Here is a 15,739-nt window from a genome sequence, read left to right as displayed (position 1 = left end):
GGCATGGCTAGTAGCCAGAGCAGCCACCCGTAGGTTAGCCATTTACTCATTTAGCAATTCCAATTACTCTAATGCAGCAACCAAATCAACGGGGCTTCCGTCAGGCGCAAGGAGCTGCGCCGCTGGCCATCCGTACCAAAAAATACCAGCTGAACACCAACACTTACACCCGCATGGCCATGGCGCAAGTGTGGAAAAAGGAATGGTGGTATGCGCTTATTCCGCTGGCCATTGGGCTGTTGCCGGCCCTCATCTGGCCTTCGTGGTGGTGGATAGGTCTGGCGGTGCTACTGACTGTGCTGTTTGTGCTGCTCCGCTCGGCCCAGATTACGAGCGTGACGCAGATGGAGCAAAGCAAGCCGCTTTTTGAGCGTTTTAACTACGAGATTGATCAACGCCAGATTCTGCTTCGCCTCAATGAAAAGCAGGGGATGAACCTGAACTGGGACATGATTGGTCGGGCTAAGCGCGATGCTGAAGGCTTCACGATGTGGCTGCGCCCCGGCCAGGCACCCGATGAGGTAGCTGGCTGGCGTCGCTGGATTGCGCGCACCTTTGATGTGCCCGTATTCCTGCTGCTGCCCCTGCGAATTTTCAATTCGCCCAATGATATAAAGCTGTTTGATGCCATGCTGCGCCGCAAAAACCTGCTGCCCGCAGCACCAGCAGCGGCCGCTGATGCGCCGGCGGCGTAACATTTGCCCCCCAGGGTCGGTAATCCTTACTTCGCTGAATGGTTTGCTGGCTGACTGTTCAGATAATGCAGGCAGCGAGGTAGCTTTTCCAGCACTTACTCATCAAGCACATATTAGTTTAAACCCATGAATAAGAACCTGTTGCTCGCTGGCGTGGCCAGTCTCGCCTTATCAATGTCTGCTTGTAGCAGCGAACCTTCTTCCTTCCGCCCCGACAAGCAAGTGTCATTCGACCAGGTAGCGCCCGGCTCCCGTTCGTCCGACAATTTCGACCAAGGCACCGCTTACGAAACCAACCAGGCAAAAGGTGCCGCTATTCCGAAGCCGGTTAGCTCGGCAGTAGAAGGTGTTGACGGCAAGCCAAAGCCATCAGCTGAAGCGAGCATCTCGGCTAACGCCGAGGAAGCTATGCGCACCAACAGAAAAGAGGAAGCTGCCAAAATCAACGCGAAGCCCAGCCAAGCCGATACTATGGCAAATGGTAGCGAGATTCAGCGCTAAATAGTTAAGTAGCTTTCGTTTAATAGCTTAGCAATAGCCGCCATGAGCATAGTGCTCACGGCGGCTATTGCTTTAGTCGCTGGTTTCACTTCCTGTGGGGGGCAAATTTTCTGCTTACAGCAACCCGGCGGAAGGAAAGTCAGTTTAAGACAGCTGTTTTATCTGTAACATTGTTGCAAATATTAGTGCTCAATACTTTCCAGATTTGATTGTCTGGCCAGCAGGCTTCTCCTTCCATACCATTCATGTTACATCCTGCTATTGAGTGGTTTATCAGTTGGTTCGACTCTCCTTATTACCATCTGCTGTACCGTGACCGTAACGAGGAAGAGGCGAAAGCCTTCATAGATGCTTTGCTGACGCATCTGCGGGTTAAGCCACATGCGAGGGTGCTTGATCTGGCGTGTGGTAAAGGTCGGCACTCACTGTATCTGAGCCAGAAAGGCTACGCAGTTACCGGCGTCGATCTGTCGCCGGAGAGCATCACGTATGCGCAGCAATTTGGGCATGAGCGCCTGCACTTTCACGTGCACGATATGCGTAACCCGCTGCCGTTTGGGGAGTTCGATTTCATCTTTAACCTGTTTACCAGCTTTGGCTATTTCGCTCACGAGACGGAAAACATCGTAGCGTTGCGCTTCGCGGCGAATGCCTTGCGGCCGGGGGGCAAAATGGTGATTGACTTCATGAATACGGAGCGCACGCTACGCGAACTGGTACTTGAGGAAGAGAAAACCGTGAGCGGTATCACCTTTCACATCAGCCGCCGTCTCGACGATGGGTTTATCGTCAAAACGATTCGCTTCCAGGATGCGCTGGGGCAAGAGCAGCAATTCGAGGAGCGGGTTCGAGCACTGAGCCTGGAAAATTTTGAGGAATATTTTCAGATGGCGGGTCTGCGTTTGGCCGAAGTGCTAGGCGACTATCAGCTAGGCCCGTACAACGAGGCCCTGAGCCCCCGCATGATCTTTATAGTCAAAAAATAGTGGTGATGAACCGATAACAGGTGAGCTATATCCTGCCTTGCTATTCACTCCATCAGTGCATACCTAATTAACACAGTACCCATGTGGATTGCCGTTCTGCTACTATTTCTAACCGTGTTGGGCGCGGGCCTGCTCACTCGTCTGCTGCCTACGGCCCGCACTACCTGGATGAAGCCTTTGCTAGCGTTTAGTGGCGCCTATCTGTTTACGCTCACCATCACTCATTTGCTGCCCGAAGCCTTGCTACTAGTGCCTAACGATGAGATGCATCGCATCGGCTACTATGTACTGGGGGGCTTTTTTGGACAGCTTTTATTGGAGGTTTTCTCGCATGGCGTCGAGCACGGTCATATTCATCACAATACGGAGCATGATGGGCAAGTACCGTTTCTGCTCTTGTTCTCGCTGGTAATTCACTCTTTTCTGGAGGGCAGCATTCTGGTTAAGCAGCCCGAAGCCACACCCAGCAATGAGAACTTTTATGCTATTCTGGGGGGCGTGGCCTTGCACCACATTCCGGCCGCTTTTGCCCTGATGGCGGCGTTGCTGTTGCGCCTGCACAGCTTCAGGCGGGCGCTGCCGTATCTGGTGCTGTTTGCACTGGCCGCGCCCATCGGTATCGTAGTCAGCAATTATGTGGTGCTGGAGGACCTGATGACGGGCGGCTTATACGCTGCGCTGCTGGGCTTGGTCGCGGGCAATTTTCTGCACGTATCCACTACTATTCTTTTCGAAACAAGCCCTGAGCATCGTCTCAATTGGCCCAAACTCGGCGCTACGCTGGCCGGCCTGCTGTTGGCGCTGGCCATTGACGTTTAGTCTAGAATGGCAACCGCCGCTACAGATCCACCAGCGGACCGGATTTGTTTAGAAAATACTCCAACTGAGCAACGCGGGCACGCTGATGAGCCAGCTCGGCTTGGAGTTCCAACAGACGCTGGCGCATAGCCAATACAACGTCAATTCCTTCCGCGCTCAAGCCTAGCTCATGGTGCAAGCGGGCCAATCGGGCGAGGTCGTCGGGCTCGGCGCGGAGCGTGCCGGGTGCATCCGCCGGATGCAGCAGGCCCAGATCTACAAACTCCTGAAGGTCAGGCTCACTCAGGCCGTAGCGGATGGCGCAGTCGTGAAAGGTAATAGTGATGATGGACGACGTTTCCATAGCAGATAGTAAATAGCGGGTGGCAACGGCAAAGACAAACGGGCGGGCGTTAGGAGGCTTCGCCCCGCAGCTGAGCCAGCTGCCGAAACAGCTCTTTCTCTTTGTCCGTGAGGTGCTGAGGCAAACTCAGATCCAGTCGCAGGTACAAATCGCCGAACTGGCCGGGCTGCTTATACATGGGAAAGCCTTTGCCTCGCAAACGCAGGCGCGTGCCGTTTTGCGTTTCAGGCTTCACATTGATCTTAACCGGCCCCGACAGCGTATCGACCACCTGCTGACCACCGAGCAGGGCGGTATAAATGCTTACCGGCACATCCAGTGTCAGGTCGGCACCAGTGCGGGTGTAGCGAGGGTCGGGGGCTATGCGGAACGTAATGTAGAGCGAGCCGGCCGGCCCGCCGTTGCGGCCGGGCGCACCTTGGTCGCGCAGCCGGATGGTCTGGCCATCTTCTACGCCGGGCTGAATGTTGATGCGCAGCTTTTTGCCATTGACAGTAAGCGTACGTGGGCCGCCTTCGTAAGCCTCGGCCAAGGTCAATTCCAACTCCGCCTGATAGTCCTGGCCGGCGCTGGCTCTTGCAGAATGCCCCCAGCGCGGCTTTCGCCCCCCATACCGCCAAAAATGGAGCTGAAGAAATCTGAGAAATCGGCGTTGCCAAATGGGTCGCCGCCACCGGCCTGCCCGTAGCCGCCATAGCCACCGGGCTGCCCATACTGCGACCAGTCAAAGCCTCCTCCGCCAGCGCGGCCTGCACCGCCGGTTTGTTGGTACCGCTGCCAGTCGGCGCCTAGCTGGTCGTATTTGCGGCGCTTCTCCTCGTCGCTAAGCACTTCATTGGCTTCATTTATCTCTTTAAACTTGCGCTCGGCCTCCGCATTATTCGGATTCACGTCGGGATGATACTGACGGGCCAGCTTGCGGTAAGCCTTCTTGATCTGGTCGGTGGTAGCCGATTTATCCAGTCCCAGCGATTTATAATAATCCTTGTAGTCCACTTCGTGCGTTGGTGAAGATTGAATGCTGAATGTTAACTGAATAAGTTACTTCGGCTCTTAGATGTCAACTCTCGGGCGCCGGCAATCCGATGTAGCATTCAGCCTACAGCCAGCTGCTTACTTTTTCAGCGGATCGTGGCCCCAGTTCATCAGCGAATAGCGCCAGCGCGAGTGCTCCACATCTTTTTCGGGCCCTTGAGCCAGGTGCCGGCTAATGTACGAGTGAACCTTATGCATGTGGGCTTCATCGGCCTCCGTCAGGTCCGCTTTTTTCTTGTTCAGGATCTCAATAATACGCTCGCCCGACTTGTGCCCGACGCTGGTGCCGTCGCCGCTGTCCTGGCCCACCGAGTTGGATTCATCCGTGGCAAGCCATTTTTTTAACTCAGTTGCGGTCATATTCACTTGGGCCTTAAAATCGGCGTAAATATTGTTTGATGCTTTATCCGCTGCCATATGAATCACTGATTTAGAGGATGAAAGAAGGTGCCGCTGATGTGGCGATTTTTCTTTTCTAACGCGCAGGGCTTAAGGCAGGTTGCTGGCTTGTATAGGTGCATGCCCAGCCGTTGTATTCTGAATTTGCTAGGCTTATTTCTCCCACTCTTCATCCCACTTCTCCCATGAGATTACGCAGTATCGCGCTCTTAGTATTTGCCTTAACCACCAGCGCTGTGGCCGCCTCGGCCCAAACAAAAATGCCCCCCGCAAGGCCGCAACTCCTCGTCCGAAGCCTGTAGCGCCCGGCGTGGCTACTATGAAAGATGGCGTAATGATGAAGGAGGGAAAAGTAATGGTGACCCAAATGGGCCGCACTACGCCCCTTACCCAGGAAATGAGCCTTATTAATGGTACTAAAATAACGCCGACCGGCACGATAACGACGCCCGCGGGCGTCAGCACTCAGCTAACGGAAGGTGATGTGGTTTCGCTGAGCGGCCGTATTACCACGAGCGCTCAAAAGGCCGCGCAAGACAGCCTGCTTCTGGTTAAGAAGGAGAACCTGAAGAATAAAGGCAAGAAGAAGAAAAGCTAACCTGCACTAGTACTAAACAGCCGGGCGGCTCCGACCAGTAGGTTTGGGCCGCCCGGCTGCGTTTTAGGTCTGGGTGTAATCCTGCAAAATCAGGGTAGCCTCGGCATCGTCGCGGGCTTCTACTACCTCGTCCATCACGTACTGGATTTCAACATCGGTCCAGGCCTGGGCTTCGGCGGCTTTCACGAACGCGGCCAGCGCTACAAAACGACTTGCTGCAGCAGGTATAGTCCAGCGCACTTTTTTGCGAATTCTCATGCGAGACAAATAGAAAAATTCAGGTAAAAAAGCCCCCGCTTAGCGCGAGGGAGCAGCCTTTACCACCTTCACCTTAACTGGAACCACCCCAGCATCAATCAGATCAATTTTACGGGCGGCTTTGCGCGACAAGTCAATAATGCGGCCTTTCACGTGCGGGCCCCGGTCCGTCACGGTTACTTTCACTGAGCGGTTATTACGTGTGTTGGTCACGCGTACCACCGTACCGAAAGGGAGCGTGTTGTGGGCGGCCGTCATCTTATTGGGCCGATATACGGAGCCGCTGGCCGTTTTGCGTCCATTGAACTTGTTGGCGTAATACGAGCCCTGCCCGCTCTGCGTGAACGTATTGGCGCCACCGGCGCATGCGCTCAGCAGCCACGGCAAGCTCAGCAGCCAGCAAAAACGACGAAATGAAATGTGAGGCATAAGCAAATATAAATGACACCAAGCTGGGCCGAATCCTACTCCGCCTTTTCGGGAATTCGCATGGCAAGCAGCATGGCAAAGTTGCCCTGAAATACGTTGAAATCGACCGGGCCGCGAATACCTGGTACGTGCGATTCGTCGCTATGCTGCCAGATAATCCATTTGTCGCGGGGCAGGAGGGGCTTTTCCACTTCGTAGTGCGCCAGCCACAACGGGTATTGATCGAAGTGACCAGCTAAGTGGCGCTTGTAGAAGTTGTAGTTGGTGTACAGAATGGGACGCACGCCATAGTGACGTTCGATCAGGCGCAGCCAGGTGGCTACGTTGCGCCGCATTACGGCCACGTCGTGAAACTTAGGGTCTTCCACATCGAGTACGGGGGGCAAATCGCCGGCGGTCAGGGGCACATTGCGCACAAAAAGATCAGCCTGCTGGGCACCGTCGTAGTTGGGCTGAAAGTAGTGGTAGGCTCCGCGGTAAATGCCTACCGCCCGCGCCTCGCGCCAGTTGCGCTGGAAACGGGAGTCGCGCAGCGTAACGCCTTCTGTCGCTTTAATAAATGCGAAACGCACCTGGTGCTCTGCTACTTCCGGCCAATCGATGCGACCCTGATACGACGATACATCAATGCCGTGCACCGTGTAGCCGGTCAGCAGCGGCGTTTTCTCGCGGCCCGTCAGCTGATGCGCCGTATACTTGGCATAAGTCAGGCGCGCATAGCGGTTGATCTGCCGCCAGTACCGCCCATAAAAAGCCAGCGCCGCCAGCAGCAACCCCACGCCGATCAGCAAGAGCAAACGCCGCCGGGGGGCAGCAGAGCGGCGGGGAGCAATAGGGCGTCGTCGGGGTCGGTTCATCAGCGTGGCCATCGCAAAGGTAACGCACATACGTCCCTTGCTCGTACCTAAGCTAGTGGTTCGGGCGCAAAAAAGCCCCCCAATTACTGTTTGCTTATCAATGACTGCTTTTCCCGACCTTTCGCTTCTTAACGCTCCGCCCCATGACCACTTCTAGCCTTTCCGACGCCCGCGACGAATCGGGCCACCTCATCCGTGAGCTGCACGGCATCACCCTGGCCCAGATTCTGGAATACCTGGTGGCGCATTATGGCTGGCTGGGGCTGGATGAGCGCATTCATATTAATTGCTTCGCCGTCGATCCCAGCATCAAGTCAAGCCTCGTATTTCTGCGCCGCACGCCCTGGGCCCGCGCCAAAGTGGAAGAGCTTTATATAAAAACCCGCAGCAAGGAGGTTTTGAGCAAGAAAAACGAGACCAAGTAAGCTCGGGGGCAAATAGGTATCTAGCACTTAAAAGCAAAAATGGCTGACGTTTCGCAAAAATCGGGTTCTAAGTCGCTGCTGATTGGCTTCGCGTGCTTTGTGGTGTTCGAGGCCGTGACGTACTACGTTTTGCGCTTTGCCACCTCGGGGCTGGGCATGAGCGACCAGTATCAGCCCGAGAATACCATTGTCAGCAATTGGGTGAAAACCGTCGTGTTCTTGCTGTTGCACCTGCTGGTGATAGTGGTCGCGGTGCTCGTGCTCAGCAACCAACTGCCGCGCCGGTATCGGGGGCAGGTAATGGGCTGGTTTTATCTGGCGCTTGTCACTGGCTTTTTGCTGCTGATACCGCTTTTCGATTAATACAAAAAAAGCCACTGCGACTAAGCAGTGGCTTCAGTGAAAAGGTGTCGGTCGGTCCCGACGTTATGAGCAACTAAGCGGAGCCTAGCGCAATTTGATATCGATTTCGCGGCGGCGGCTGGCCGAATCCTGGAACGGAATGCGGATGCGCAACTCGTTGGCCTCATGCACGGCGTCGATGCGGTCGAGGTCTAGGTTGGCGGGCAGATCCAGGGTTTGCGCAAACAGTGGAGCGCTCATCTGGTCGTCCTCTTCGTGGCGGTAGTCGCAGTACACAGTCAGACGGTTGTTGTCGAGCAACACGTGGAAGTTCTCGGGGCGCACCGACGGCGCCGCTACCCGCACTACCACACCCTTCGCCACCTTATCGACGCGCAGCTGCGCCTGGGCCGTGCCACCGCCCAACGTGTTGAGTAGGTTAAGCTGGGGGGCAATATTGCGAATGAATTCTTGGCTTATCAACTTCATGGTCAGGTCCTTTTCTTGATTGTGATGGACTTATTTCAAACGATGTACCAACCTCTATCATGCGCCACTAGCGCCGAATACCGGCCAGATTGACGCCTTAAAACCCATCTGAAACATATTTAAACGGCCATAGTGGCAGGTGGAATAATTGAAATCAAGCACAACTTTGGGTGCCTCCCAACCATGGCTTGCGTCGCCGCCGTATAGAATACTTTGTCGCACCGCACCTGTTAGACTATATGCAGCTCCAAACGTTTAATACGACGCGCACCGCCCGCTACTATTGTGTGGGCGAACCCGGCCCGACGATTCGTCACGTCTGGTTTTGCCTGCACGGCGAAGGCCAATCCGTTGCTGATTTTGCCGCTCAGCTCAGCAACCTCGTGACGCCCGAGCGCCTCCTGATTCTGCCCGAAGCCCTGTCGCGCTACACCTTGCCGCCCGCTCCCGATGGTACACTGAGCACGGGCGCTACATGGTTTGCCGCCTCCGACCTGTTGCCCGACCTCGCCGACCTCACCAATTACCTCGACTCTTTGGCCGAAACAATTCTGGCTGCCTGCCCCCCGATACCACCGTTACGGTGCTGGGCTATGGGCACGGTGCGGCGGCCGCCTGTCGCTGGCTGGCCAGCAACCGAATCAACTATGAACGCCTGATTCTGTACGCCGCCATCTTCCCGCCCGAAATTGACCGCCGCGCCACTCTCGTCGGCCTACCCGACCGGCCGGTGAACGTGGTAGCTACCACCGTGGATATGTACACGCCTGAAGCCGCCGGCGAAGGCCTCGTACAGGATTTGCTTGATGTGGGTCTCACGGCGCAGCTTAGCTACGTGGCAGAAGATGGCCTCACGCTGGCAGCTTTGGGCGCCGGCGCCGAATCCCTAAACTACGAGTCTAACCCCAATCCTACGGAATAAAAAAGTCCCCTGAAGTACTCAGGGGCTTTTTTCGTGAAACATAATAACTGCAAAGGGCCGGTTTTTAAGGCTTCCTCTTTCCAGCGTTACGGCTATCGTTCGAGTCGCCATAGGAGCTGCCATCGCCCTGACCTTGCTGCATGCTGTACTGATTGCCGTTTGATTGCTTTTGCCCTTCGCCCGACTGCACGGATATGTCGCTGGCTTGCTGGCCCATACGCTCCGACATCTGACCGCTGCCGATACTTTGCCCCCGCGAATATCAATCTGGTGACGCATGGTTTTCTGGGTGTCTTTGGGCACCATCACACGCAGCACACCATCCTCAAACGAGGCCTCAATCTGATCGGGGCTTACCGCGTCAGGTAGCTGGAATGACCGCTGAAACGAACCATAGGAGCTTTCCACAAGATGGTAGCGCCGGTCGTTCTGCTCATTCTTAAACTGCCGCTCGCCTGAAATAGTCAGGCGGCCCTGCTGAAAATCAACTTTAATGTCTTCGCGCTTCATACCCGGTAGCGCGGCTTCAATCTGATAGCCACGCTCCGTTTCGTAAGCATCTACCTGGGGAGAGAAGCTGGATAGCCGCCCCCGGGAAGCTACAGTGTCGTTGAAAAACCGGTCGAGCATGGCACTAAAAGGCGACTGGCTCATTCCGGAAAACGAATCCTGATATTGCTGAATAGCCATGGCGATAACAAAGCTTAAGAGGTTAAACCATTGTTTTAATCACGGACTTTTTACAGCACTTTTGACCGCTAGGTTTCACTAAAATATGCCTTTTTAAGCTCGTCAGGGCGTTTTTCAGTAGTATTTCTATCACCTCTGTGTGTTCTCACCAGTGGCCGTAAAACTACGCAGTCCAGTAGGCTACTCATTGCCCCGCGGCATGTCGAGAAAGGTGCCCATCTCAGCATCTCACAATACCTACAGCGTATCGTCGCTTTGTTCTAGCAGCTCCATCTGCCACCGTATTTGCTCCAGCTTAATCAGGTAAGGAATTCCGTTCCGAATGGTCTGATACAAAGCCTCAAACAGCTGCATATAGTCGCCTTTTGGGGCTGGATAAGAATGGGTAGAAAATTGGCCATCGGCGCTGGCTAACGTAAGAATTCCCTCTTGGCCGGGCGCTTCTAGGCCGTAGGCGGCATCTTGGGGGGCAATTCCTTGCTGCAGTTGGTTTTCTTGCACATCGGTGCGGGCCTTGCTGAAGCTGCCTTGCGCGCCATGGAGCACAAAAGAAGCTTGCGGCTGCGCTACCAGCAGGCTACTAGTCAGAAATACCTGCAAGCCATCGGGGTAGTGAAGGTGAAAACAGAAGTAATCCGGTACCTGCGAGCCAGGACGGAACATGCCGGTAGTTTTGCGGCTGAAAGTGGGCTTGCCAAACAAACTGATGGCTTGATCCAGCAGGTGCGGACCCAGATCGTACACAAGCCCACTGCCCGGAATAGGGGTTTCCTTAAACGCTTTCGTGTTAAGAGCCGTCTTGTAGCGGTCGAAGCGGAAGTGGACTTCTATGAGCTGCCCAAGCTGTCCACTGTCAATTACCTGCTTCACGCTCTGAAAATCACTGTCCCAACGCCGGTTTTGGTAGGCGAATACGTGCCGGTTCATGAGCTGGCCAAACTCCTCCAACTCCTTTACTTCGGCCGAAGAAGTAACCAACGGCTTCTCAATCAGCACGTGCTTGCCAGCTTCCAATGCCTGTCGGGCCAGATCGAAGTGCGTGTTGCTGGGCGTATTCACTACTATAAGCTCAATTTCGGAGTCCGCGAGCAGGGCTTCCACACTATCGTAGCTAATCAGGTTCGGATAATCCTGCTGCGCCTGCTTCTGGTGGCGCTCCGTCACGGCGCGTAGTACAAATCCGGGATGAGCAGCTAAAAACGGCGCATGAAAAACCTTGCCCGACATGCCATATGCCAGCAAGCCGGTTTGAATAGGGTTAGTTGTCGTCATCGTAGTGAGATAGTAAGCATGGGCAGGCCTCATAGTTAGTCGATAGCAACGACAAATGGTCCATCATAGGCTAACCTATAATGAAGAAATACGAGTGATAACCGTAATAATTATTGAAAATAAATCTTGCATGAATGCAAAAAATTATATAGCTTATTATCTATCTTGTAGACAACATGTTAAAAATCCGGGCGTGCATAGCTCGGTGGCCGTTGTTGGCAGAATGTTTGTGAAAAACAGTTATAAAGCGCTATACCAGACAAGATTCGTTTCTCTAGGCTGCCGCTGAAACACACAGGCCGGCCGGTGAAAGAAAATCAAAGTAGAGAGTTGGATTTATAAGAAAAATACAGTTGAGCATCAGCCCTGTATTTTAACCGCAAAGAAAGTTTAGTCACGCTGCCCTTCACACTTTCTAATTCTGGTGCTCACGAGCTAATACTCACCTACGGTTATTGGCTGCCGCGATGCATTTCCAATCTGTTTTTTCTGCTTCAAATACGCTGAGCGACCTCTCAGAGTACACATACTGCTAGTCAGGCTTGGGCCACCCGCCCGTCAAACCGTGCCTTTCCAGCGGCCGAGAGAATCTATTTCCCACCCTCTTTTTCTCTAGTTGTGTCTTTCGATCTAGAAACAGGTGCCTCTGATGCCAGTTCGCCCAGCGAATGGCCTCTTCCTTACCCCGTAGCCAGCCAGCCGGTGGTAAATACCGCGCCGCTGATTGAGGCCGCGCCCACACGCATTTACGATAAGCTCATTCTGCCCGGCGACTTCCCCGACCCTACGGTTACCAAAATCGGTGATACATATTGGGCCAGCGCTACTTCCGCCGAGTGGGGGCCAATTTTCCCCCTGCTAAAGTCTACGAACCTCGTTGATTGGGAAGTGGTGAGCTATGTGTTTCCGGATAAGCTGCCCGAGTGGGCCGACTCCAACTTCTGGGCCCCGGAAATCAGCCACGAAAACGGCAAAACCTACATCTGCTACACTGCCCGCAAAAAAGGGAAAGGCAGACGTGGTCAGCTATGCGTAGCCATTGCCAGCGCCGACGATCCGGCCGGCCCCTACACCGACCACGGCCCGCTTATAGGTCAGCGCAAAGGCTCCATCGATGGCTTCCCGCTGCGCGATGAGAATGGCGTGCTCTATATGGTGTGGAAAGAGGATGGCAACGCCTACAAAAAGGACACTCCCATTTGGGCGCAGCGCATGAACGAAAGTCGTACGGCGCTGATAGGCAAAAAAGTTGAGCTGTTCCGCAACGATACGCCGTGGGAAGGCTGTCTGGTAGAAGGCTCTGCCATCGTGCGTCAGGGCGAATACTTTTATATGTTTTATGCGGGGAATGGCTGCTGCGGCAAGTGCTGCACCTATGCTACGGGAGTGGCCCGCGCCAAAAAGCTGCTTGGGCCTTGGGAAAAATGCCCCCAGAACCCCATTCTGAAGAAAAATAAAACCTGGAAATGCCCCGGCCACGGCACCGTGACGGAGTATGAAGGCCGCTGGTTTCTGCTGCACCATGCTTACTACACCGACAGCCACGAGTTTGTGGGTCGTCAGGGGCTGCTGAGCGAGTTCACCTGGAACGCCGAGGGCTGGCCTGAGTTTGTGAACAACAGCCCCCAGGCCGAACCCTTGCGCGATTTGCGCGTGCTGAATGTGAATGACGATTTTCCCGGCAATCGCCTGGCAGCAGCCTGGCAGTGGCCAGTGAACGAGCAGCCTGGCGTGGGTGTCAGCGACGGTCAACTGCTGCTAACTGCTCGCCCCACGGGCATCGGAGCGGTGGTAGCGCAACGCACGTTCACGGCAACGTACAAAGCAGCCACTACCCTTGATTATGGTGCTTTGGCACCAAATACCTACGCTGGACTGGCGGCTATCGGCGACCCGCACAATGCCTTGGCGCTGGTAGCTGGCAATGGCCATTTGCAACTGTGGCACATGAAGGGCAGTAAGCATTTGACCCTAACGGAGGTAAAGCTGGAAGATTGTAAGATGCTCTGTTTGCGCCTGGAGGCCTGGGGCGGCAGCCGCTTCCGCTTCGCCTTCAGCACCGATGGCGGCACCGCCTGGCAGCCCGTCGTGCTGGATAGCTTTGCCCTGAACGGCACCTATCTGCCCCCGTGGGATCGGGGCGTACGGGTGGGGCTATTGGCTCAGGGGCCCGAAACCTCCACCGTGGCCTTTGATAATTTCGCCCTGCGCAACTGCCGCTAAAAAGTAGCTTTATTATAGTTGTATCATTATCATTCCGTTATCATAAAAAAGCCCCCCAGACTAGTCTGGGGGCTTTTTTATGATAACGGAACCGGCGCGAAAGCTAAAGCGATAATGCCGGCGTACAGCTGCCCGCCAGATGAAATGGACGGGAGGCGGTTTTGGACTAGGAGTTATTTCCTGCCTGTTTTCGATGTTATTAATAACTACGTTTAAAGCAAAAAACCAAACCGCCGCCCTTGCCAATGCTAACCATTCGTCGCGCCACCACTACTGATCTGCCCGGTATTCTGCTGCTAATCAGCCGTGTGGTACCGCTGATGCACGCCGCCGGCAATTATCAGTGGGAAGCATCATACCCCAACGAAGCGGTGTTTCGGCAGGATATCGAACGCCAACACTTGTGGGTAGCCGAGCTGGGGGGCAAAATTGCGGGCGTCGCGGCTCTCACCACCGATCAGGACCCGGAATACGCCCAAGCCGATTGGGATGCTTCGCTGCCCGCACTCGTAACGCACCGCCTGGCCGTCGATCCGGCCGCGCAAGGCCAGGGCGTGGCCGCTGCTCTGCTTCAGCAGGCCGAGCACTTAGCCCTAGAGCAGCAACTGCCCGTGCTGCGCGTCGATACCAACTCGGAGAACCAAGCCACCCAACAGCTTTTCCCCAAATTAGGCTACCGATTCGCCGGCGAAATCACGCTGGCGTTCAGGCCTGGCCTGCGCTTTTTCTGTTACGAAAAGCAGCTAGCGTAAGCATCTTCAAAGAAGTATCTCACCGGATTTTCAGGGCAATTTCAACTGGCAGCAACGGAAGCTACTGCCGTTGCGCCCGCGTGTCCAGATGGTTTTGACTGCCTCAACCGCATCCGGTCAGAGAGCCTATCTCAGCGGCTTTTCACGCCAGCCAGAATCTTTGCAGCTATTTGGCTTCCCTCTGTGAGCAAGACGTCTGAAAATTATATAAACTCTATTCATTTATATTATCCCATTATTTTATTGTTACGAATTTAAGCCTATTATATTTTATTAATAGCTAAGTTCTATTTCAATTGTACTTTTGTCACTGGGTTGCACAAGGTTGCGCAACTGGAACTTAGTCGAATGCTTTTCTCTTGCCAGAATATGCCCAAATTTCTACACAGTCCATTTCGCTTTTTGTTGCTGTTTTCGTGTCTGGCTTTTCAATCGGCTCCTGCCGGTCAGCAAGCTGCCAGCCTCACCGCAACTAATCCCCAAGAATCCTTCGACTCCGGAACGAAGACGGATTATACTGCCGGAACAGTATCCTTAGCTACCGGCACCTGGACGCTGACCGATGCCGTGCTGGGCAATACCGAGGCCGACCGTAAGAATGGCGCGCAGTCCGTGCGTTTGCAGCAAAACGGGAAGCTCACCATGGAGTTCTTTGTACCCAATGGCGCCACCACCGTAACCGTACAGCACGCCATTTACGGTAGCGATGCCAGCAGCAGCTGGGAGCTTTGGGCGCAGGCCCAATCGTGCAACTGCAACAAGTGGACGAAAGTGGGCAATACGGTATTTACTACCAGCAGCACACTCCAGGCCACTGCTTTCACCGTCAATATTGCCGGTAACGTCAAGTTTGAGATTCGCAAGACGTCGGGCGGGCCAAGCCGCCTGAACATCGACGACTTTGCCGTAACCGACTTTGGCACTGTTCAGCCCTCCATCGACAACGACCACCTCGCTTTGGGCAACCCCAGCGGTGCCGTCACCGACGTTAGCTATCCTGGTAATTATCTGATGGTGAAGCCTCAGTATAAACTGAGCTACAACCGAGATCAGGGCAAAGCCAACTGGGTAAGCTGGCACCTGGATGCTTCTGACCGCGGCGGTATCGACCGGCAGGACGACTTTCGCGAGGATCTCACGTTGCCCGAGGGCTGGTATAAGGTACTTGGTACAAGCTACCAGTCTTCTGGCTTCGATCGGGGCCACCTATGCCCATCTGCTGACCGCACCTCCAGCATTGAGAACAACTCGGCTACTTTCCTGATGACTAACATGATGCCTCAGGCACCCCAGAACAATCAGGGGCCCTGGGCTGACTTGGAAAATTACGCCCGCACCTTCTTGCCGGGTAATGAGGTGTACATCGTCTGCGGGAGCTACGGCGTGGGCGGAACAGGTAGTAATGGCGGGTTAACCAATACCATTGATAATGGCCGCATTACGGTACCTAAAAGAACCTGGAAAGTGATTGTGATTTTGCCTGTGGGCGATAACGATGTAGCTCGTGTCACGACTACCACCCGCGTCATTGCTGTGGATATGCCCAATATCAATACCCTCGATCAGAACTGGGGCACACACCGGACCACTGTCGATGCCATCGAGACGGCCACCGGCTATGACCTGCTCTCAGCTCTGCCTGTAGAGGTGCAGACCGCCCTCGAATCGAAGGTTGACGCCGGTCCTGTTAACTAATTCCAACTT

Annotated in this window: 22 protein-coding genes; 12 read left to right on the top strand and 10 right to left on the bottom strand. The window is 54.5% G+C overall.

Going from position 1 to position 15,739, the window contains the following annotated elements; genetic code table 11:
• The first annotated feature begins 71 nt into the window (after positions 1-71).
• The 4 genes from H9L05_RS06445 (at position 72) to H9L05_RS06430 (ending at position 3,001) form a co-directional block, all read left to right on the top strand.
• Entirely contained in the window at positions 72-695 is a 624-nt protein-coding gene (locus H9L05_RS06445) for a hypothetical protein (protein WP_187733484.1), read from the top strand.
• 126 nt (positions 696-821) lie between these two features.
• Positions 822-1,196, top strand: coding sequence for a hypothetical protein (locus H9L05_RS06440; RefSeq protein WP_187733483.1), 375 nt, complete (start codon positions 822-824; stop codon positions 1,194-1,196).
• 245 nt (positions 1,197-1,441) lie between these two features.
• Positions 1,442-2,182 carry a class I SAM-dependent methyltransferase gene (locus H9L05_RS06435; RefSeq protein ID WP_187733482.1) on the top strand — a complete coding sequence of 247 codons (741 nt, stop codon included), beginning with the start codon at positions 1,442-1,444 and terminating at the stop codon, positions 2,180-2,182.
• A gap of 81 nt (positions 2,183-2,263) precedes the next feature.
• On the top strand, positions 2,264-3,001 hold the full coding sequence (locus H9L05_RS06430; RefSeq protein WP_187733481.1) for a ZIP family metal transporter: 738 nt from the start codon (positions 2,264-2,266) through the stop codon (positions 2,999-3,001).
• 19 nt (positions 3,002-3,020) lie between these two features.
• Here H9L05_RS06430 and H9L05_RS06425 read toward each other — a convergent pair whose 3' ends face one another.
• The 4 genes from H9L05_RS06425 to H9L05_RS06415 form a co-directional block, all read right to left on the bottom strand.
• Positions 3,021-3,344 carry a chaperone modulator CbpM gene (locus H9L05_RS06425; protein ID WP_187733480.1) on the bottom strand — a complete coding sequence of 108 codons (324 nt, stop codon included), beginning with the start codon at positions 3,342-3,344 and terminating at the stop codon, positions 3,021-3,023.
• A gap of 49 nt (positions 3,345-3,393) precedes the next feature.
• Positions 3,394-3,888 (bottom strand): J domain-containing protein, encoded by a 495-nt coding sequence (locus tag H9L05_RS25915; protein WP_317175129.1) that lies wholly within the window; start codon positions 3,886-3,888, stop codon positions 3,394-3,396.
• Positions 3,879-4,340 carry a DnaJ domain-containing protein gene (locus H9L05_RS25910; RefSeq protein WP_317175128.1) on the bottom strand — a complete coding sequence of 154 codons (462 nt, stop codon included), beginning with the start codon at positions 4,338-4,340 and terminating at the stop codon, positions 3,879-3,881. Before H9L05_RS25910 ends, H9L05_RS25915 begins: the two co-directional genes overlap by 10 nt.
• Before the next feature lie 117 nt (positions 4,341-4,457).
• Positions 4,458-4,796 (bottom strand): DUF3140 domain-containing protein, encoded by a 339-nt coding sequence (locus tag H9L05_RS06415; protein ID WP_187733479.1) that lies wholly within the window; start codon positions 4,794-4,796, stop codon positions 4,458-4,460.
• Positions 4,797-5,097: 301 nt separating this feature from the next.
• On the opposite strand from H9L05_RS06415, the gene H9L05_RS06410 reads away from it, so the two are divergent.
• Positions 5,098-5,376, top strand: coding sequence for a DUF6799 domain-containing protein (locus H9L05_RS06410; protein WP_187733478.1), 279 nt, complete (start codon positions 5,098-5,100; stop codon positions 5,374-5,376).
• Positions 5,377-5,439: 63 nt separating this feature from the next.
• On the opposite strand, the gene H9L05_RS06405 is transcribed toward H9L05_RS06410, so the two are convergent.
• Genes H9L05_RS06405 through H9L05_RS06395 form a run of 3 tightly spaced genes read right to left on the bottom strand, consistent with a single transcriptional unit; the run spans position 5,440 to position 6,950 of the window.
• On the bottom strand, positions 5,440-5,634 hold the full coding sequence (locus H9L05_RS06405; protein WP_187733477.1) for a hypothetical protein: 195 nt from the start codon (positions 5,632-5,634) through the stop codon (positions 5,440-5,442).
• A 39-nt stretch (positions 5,635-5,673) separates the two neighbouring features.
• Positions 5,674-6,063: a septal ring lytic transglycosylase RlpA family protein gene (locus H9L05_RS06400; RefSeq protein ID WP_187733476.1), complete on the bottom strand. Its 390-nt coding sequence runs from the start codon at positions 6,061-6,063 to the stop codon at positions 5,674-5,676.
• Positions 6,064-6,098: 35 nt separating this feature from the next.
• Positions 6,099-6,950, bottom strand: a complete 852-nt coding sequence (locus tag H9L05_RS06395; protein WP_187733475.1) for a glycoside hydrolase family 25 protein — start codon at positions 6,948-6,950, stop codon at positions 6,099-6,101.
• Between the two features lie 113 nt (positions 6,951-7,063).
• Here H9L05_RS06395 and H9L05_RS06390 point away from each other — a divergent pair, with 113 nt between their 5' ends.
• The gene (locus H9L05_RS06390) at positions 7,064-7,345 is read left to right on the top strand and encodes a VF530 family protein (RefSeq protein ID WP_187733474.1); all 282 of its coding nucleotides are present in this window, start codon (positions 7,064-7,066) and stop codon (positions 7,343-7,345) included.
• A gap of 39 nt (positions 7,346-7,384) precedes the next feature.
• On the top strand, positions 7,385-7,708 hold the full coding sequence (locus H9L05_RS06385) for a hypothetical protein (protein WP_187733473.1): 324 nt from the start codon (positions 7,385-7,387) through the stop codon (positions 7,706-7,708).
• A gap of 84 nt (positions 7,709-7,792) precedes the next feature.
• Here H9L05_RS06385 and H9L05_RS06380 read toward each other — a convergent pair whose 3' ends face one another.
• Complete coding sequence (locus H9L05_RS06380; RefSeq protein WP_187733472.1) at positions 7,793-8,176, bottom strand: Hsp20/alpha crystallin family protein; 384 nt, start codon at positions 8,174-8,176, stop codon at positions 7,793-7,795.
• Positions 8,177-8,415: 239 nt separating this feature from the next.
• On the opposite strand from H9L05_RS06380, the gene H9L05_RS06375 reads away from it, so the two are divergent.
• Together H9L05_RS06375 and H9L05_RS06370 are read left to right on the top strand one after the other, a co-directional pair.
• Positions 8,416-8,835 carry a hypothetical protein gene (locus H9L05_RS06375; RefSeq protein ID WP_187733471.1) on the top strand — a complete coding sequence of 140 codons (420 nt, stop codon included), beginning with the start codon at positions 8,416-8,418 and terminating at the stop codon, positions 8,833-8,835.
• A complete protein-coding gene (locus tag H9L05_RS06370) occupies positions 8,760-9,098 on the top strand; it encodes a hypothetical protein (RefSeq protein WP_187733470.1) in 339 nt (112 codons plus the stop codon). Before H9L05_RS06375 ends, H9L05_RS06370 begins: the two co-directional genes overlap by 76 nt.
• 18 nt (positions 9,099-9,116) lie before the next feature.
• Here the strand turns inward: H9L05_RS06370 and H9L05_RS06365 are convergent, their stop codons facing one another.
• Together H9L05_RS06365 and H9L05_RS06360 are read right to left on the bottom strand one after the other, a co-directional pair.
• Entirely contained in the window at positions 9,117-9,788 is a 672-nt protein-coding gene (locus H9L05_RS06365; protein ID WP_187733469.1) for an Hsp20/alpha crystallin family protein, read from the bottom strand.
• A 237-nt stretch (positions 9,789-10,025) separates the two neighbouring features.
• Positions 10,026-11,060, bottom strand: a complete 1,035-nt coding sequence (locus H9L05_RS06360) for a Gfo/Idh/MocA family oxidoreductase (RefSeq protein ID WP_187733468.1) — start codon at positions 11,058-11,060, stop codon at positions 10,026-10,028.
• A gap of 618 nt (positions 11,061-11,678) precedes the next feature.
• Between H9L05_RS06360 and H9L05_RS06355 the strand changes: the two genes are divergently transcribed.
• The 3 genes from H9L05_RS06355 to H9L05_RS06345 all read left to right on the top strand — a co-directional run bounded on the left by H9L05_RS06355 (position 11,679) and on the right by H9L05_RS06345 (position 15,730).
• Entirely contained in the window at positions 11,679-13,283 is a 1,605-nt protein-coding gene (locus H9L05_RS06355; RefSeq protein ID WP_223284772.1) for a family 43 glycosylhydrolase, read from the top strand.
• A gap of 245 nt (positions 13,284-13,528) precedes the next feature.
• Positions 13,529-14,035 carry a GNAT family N-acetyltransferase gene (locus H9L05_RS06350; RefSeq protein WP_187733467.1) on the top strand — a complete coding sequence of 169 codons (507 nt, stop codon included), beginning with the start codon at positions 13,529-13,531 and terminating at the stop codon, positions 14,033-14,035.
• A 369-nt stretch (positions 14,036-14,404) separates the two neighbouring features.
• Positions 14,405-15,730 (top strand): DNA/RNA non-specific endonuclease, encoded by a 1,326-nt coding sequence (locus H9L05_RS06345; RefSeq protein ID WP_223284771.1) that lies wholly within the window; start codon positions 14,405-14,407, stop codon positions 15,728-15,730.
• Positions 15,731-15,739: the final 9 nt, after the last annotated feature.

This window comes from Hymenobacter qilianensis, from assembly GCF_014489555.1.
In the GTDB taxonomy this organism is placed as follows: domain Bacteria; phylum Bacteroidota; class Bacteroidia; order Cytophagales; family Hymenobacteraceae; genus Hymenobacter; species Hymenobacter qilianensis.
Note: the sequence above shows the minus strand (reverse complement) of the source record. Positions and strands in the feature narration are given on the sequence as shown.

What these genes read in the sequence shown, in the direction of transcription:
- H9L05_RS06430 (WP_187733481.1), top strand. Translation starts at nt 2,264, where the DNA reads ATGTGGATTGCCGTTCTGCTACTATTTCTAACCGTGTTGGGCGCGGGC.
- H9L05_RS06390 (WP_187733474.1), top strand. Translation starts at nt 7,064, where the DNA reads ATGACCACTTCTAGCCTTTCCGACGCCCGCGACGAATCGGGCCACCTC.
- H9L05_RS06380 (WP_187733472.1), bottom strand. Translation starts at nt 8,176, where the DNA reads ATGAAGTTGATAAGCCAAGAATTCATTCGCAATATTGCCCCCCAGCTT.
- H9L05_RS06425 (WP_187733480.1), bottom strand. Translation starts at nt 3,344, where the DNA reads ATGGAAACGTCGTCCATCATCACTATTACCTTTCACGACTGCGCCATC.
- H9L05_RS06400 (WP_187733476.1), bottom strand. Translation starts at nt 6,063, where the DNA reads ATGCCTCACATTTCATTTCGTCGTTTTTGCTGGCTGCTGAGCTTGCCG.
- H9L05_RS06350 (WP_187733467.1), top strand. Translation starts at nt 13,529, where the DNA reads ATGCTAACCATTCGTCGCGCCACCACTACTGATCTGCCCGGTATTCTG.
- H9L05_RS06415 (WP_187733479.1), bottom strand. Translation starts at nt 4,796, where the DNA reads ATGGCAGCGGATAAAGCATCAAACAATATTTACGCCGATTTTAAGGCC.
- H9L05_RS06395 (WP_187733475.1), bottom strand. Translation starts at nt 6,950, where the DNA reads ATGTGCGTTACCTTTGCGATGGCCACGCTGATGAACCGACCCCGACGA.
- H9L05_RS06405 (WP_187733477.1), bottom strand. Translation starts at nt 5,634, where the DNA reads ATGAGAATTCGCAAAAAAGTGCGCTGGACTATACCTGCTGCAGCAAGT.
- H9L05_RS06440 (WP_187733483.1), top strand. Translation starts at nt 822, where the DNA reads ATGAATAAGAACCTGTTGCTCGCTGGCGTGGCCAGTCTCGCCTTATCA.
- H9L05_RS06375 (WP_187733471.1), top strand. Translation starts at nt 8,416, where the DNA reads ATGCAGCTCCAAACGTTTAATACGACGCGCACCGCCCGCTACTATTGT.
- H9L05_RS06445 (WP_187733484.1), top strand. Translation starts at nt 72, where the DNA reads ATGCAGCAACCAAATCAACGGGGCTTCCGTCAGGCGCAAGGAGCTGCG.
- H9L05_RS06385 (WP_187733473.1), top strand. Translation starts at nt 7,385, where the DNA reads ATGGCTGACGTTTCGCAAAAATCGGGTTCTAAGTCGCTGCTGATTGGC.
- H9L05_RS06345 (WP_223284771.1), top strand. Translation starts at nt 14,405, where the DNA reads ATGCCCAAATTTCTACACAGTCCATTTCGCTTTTTGTTGCTGTTTTCG.
- H9L05_RS06410 (WP_187733478.1), top strand. Translation starts at nt 5,098, where the DNA reads ATGAAAGATGGCGTAATGATGAAGGAGGGAAAAGTAATGGTGACCCAA.
- H9L05_RS06360 (WP_187733468.1), bottom strand. Translation starts at nt 11,060, where the DNA reads ATGACGACAACTAACCCTATTCAAACCGGCTTGCTGGCATATGGCATG.
- H9L05_RS06365 (WP_187733469.1), bottom strand. Translation starts at nt 9,788, where the DNA reads ATGGCTATTCAGCAATATCAGGATTCGTTTTCCGGAATGAGCCAGTCG.
- H9L05_RS06435 (WP_187733482.1), top strand. Translation starts at nt 1,442, where the DNA reads ATGTTACATCCTGCTATTGAGTGGTTTATCAGTTGGTTCGACTCTCCT.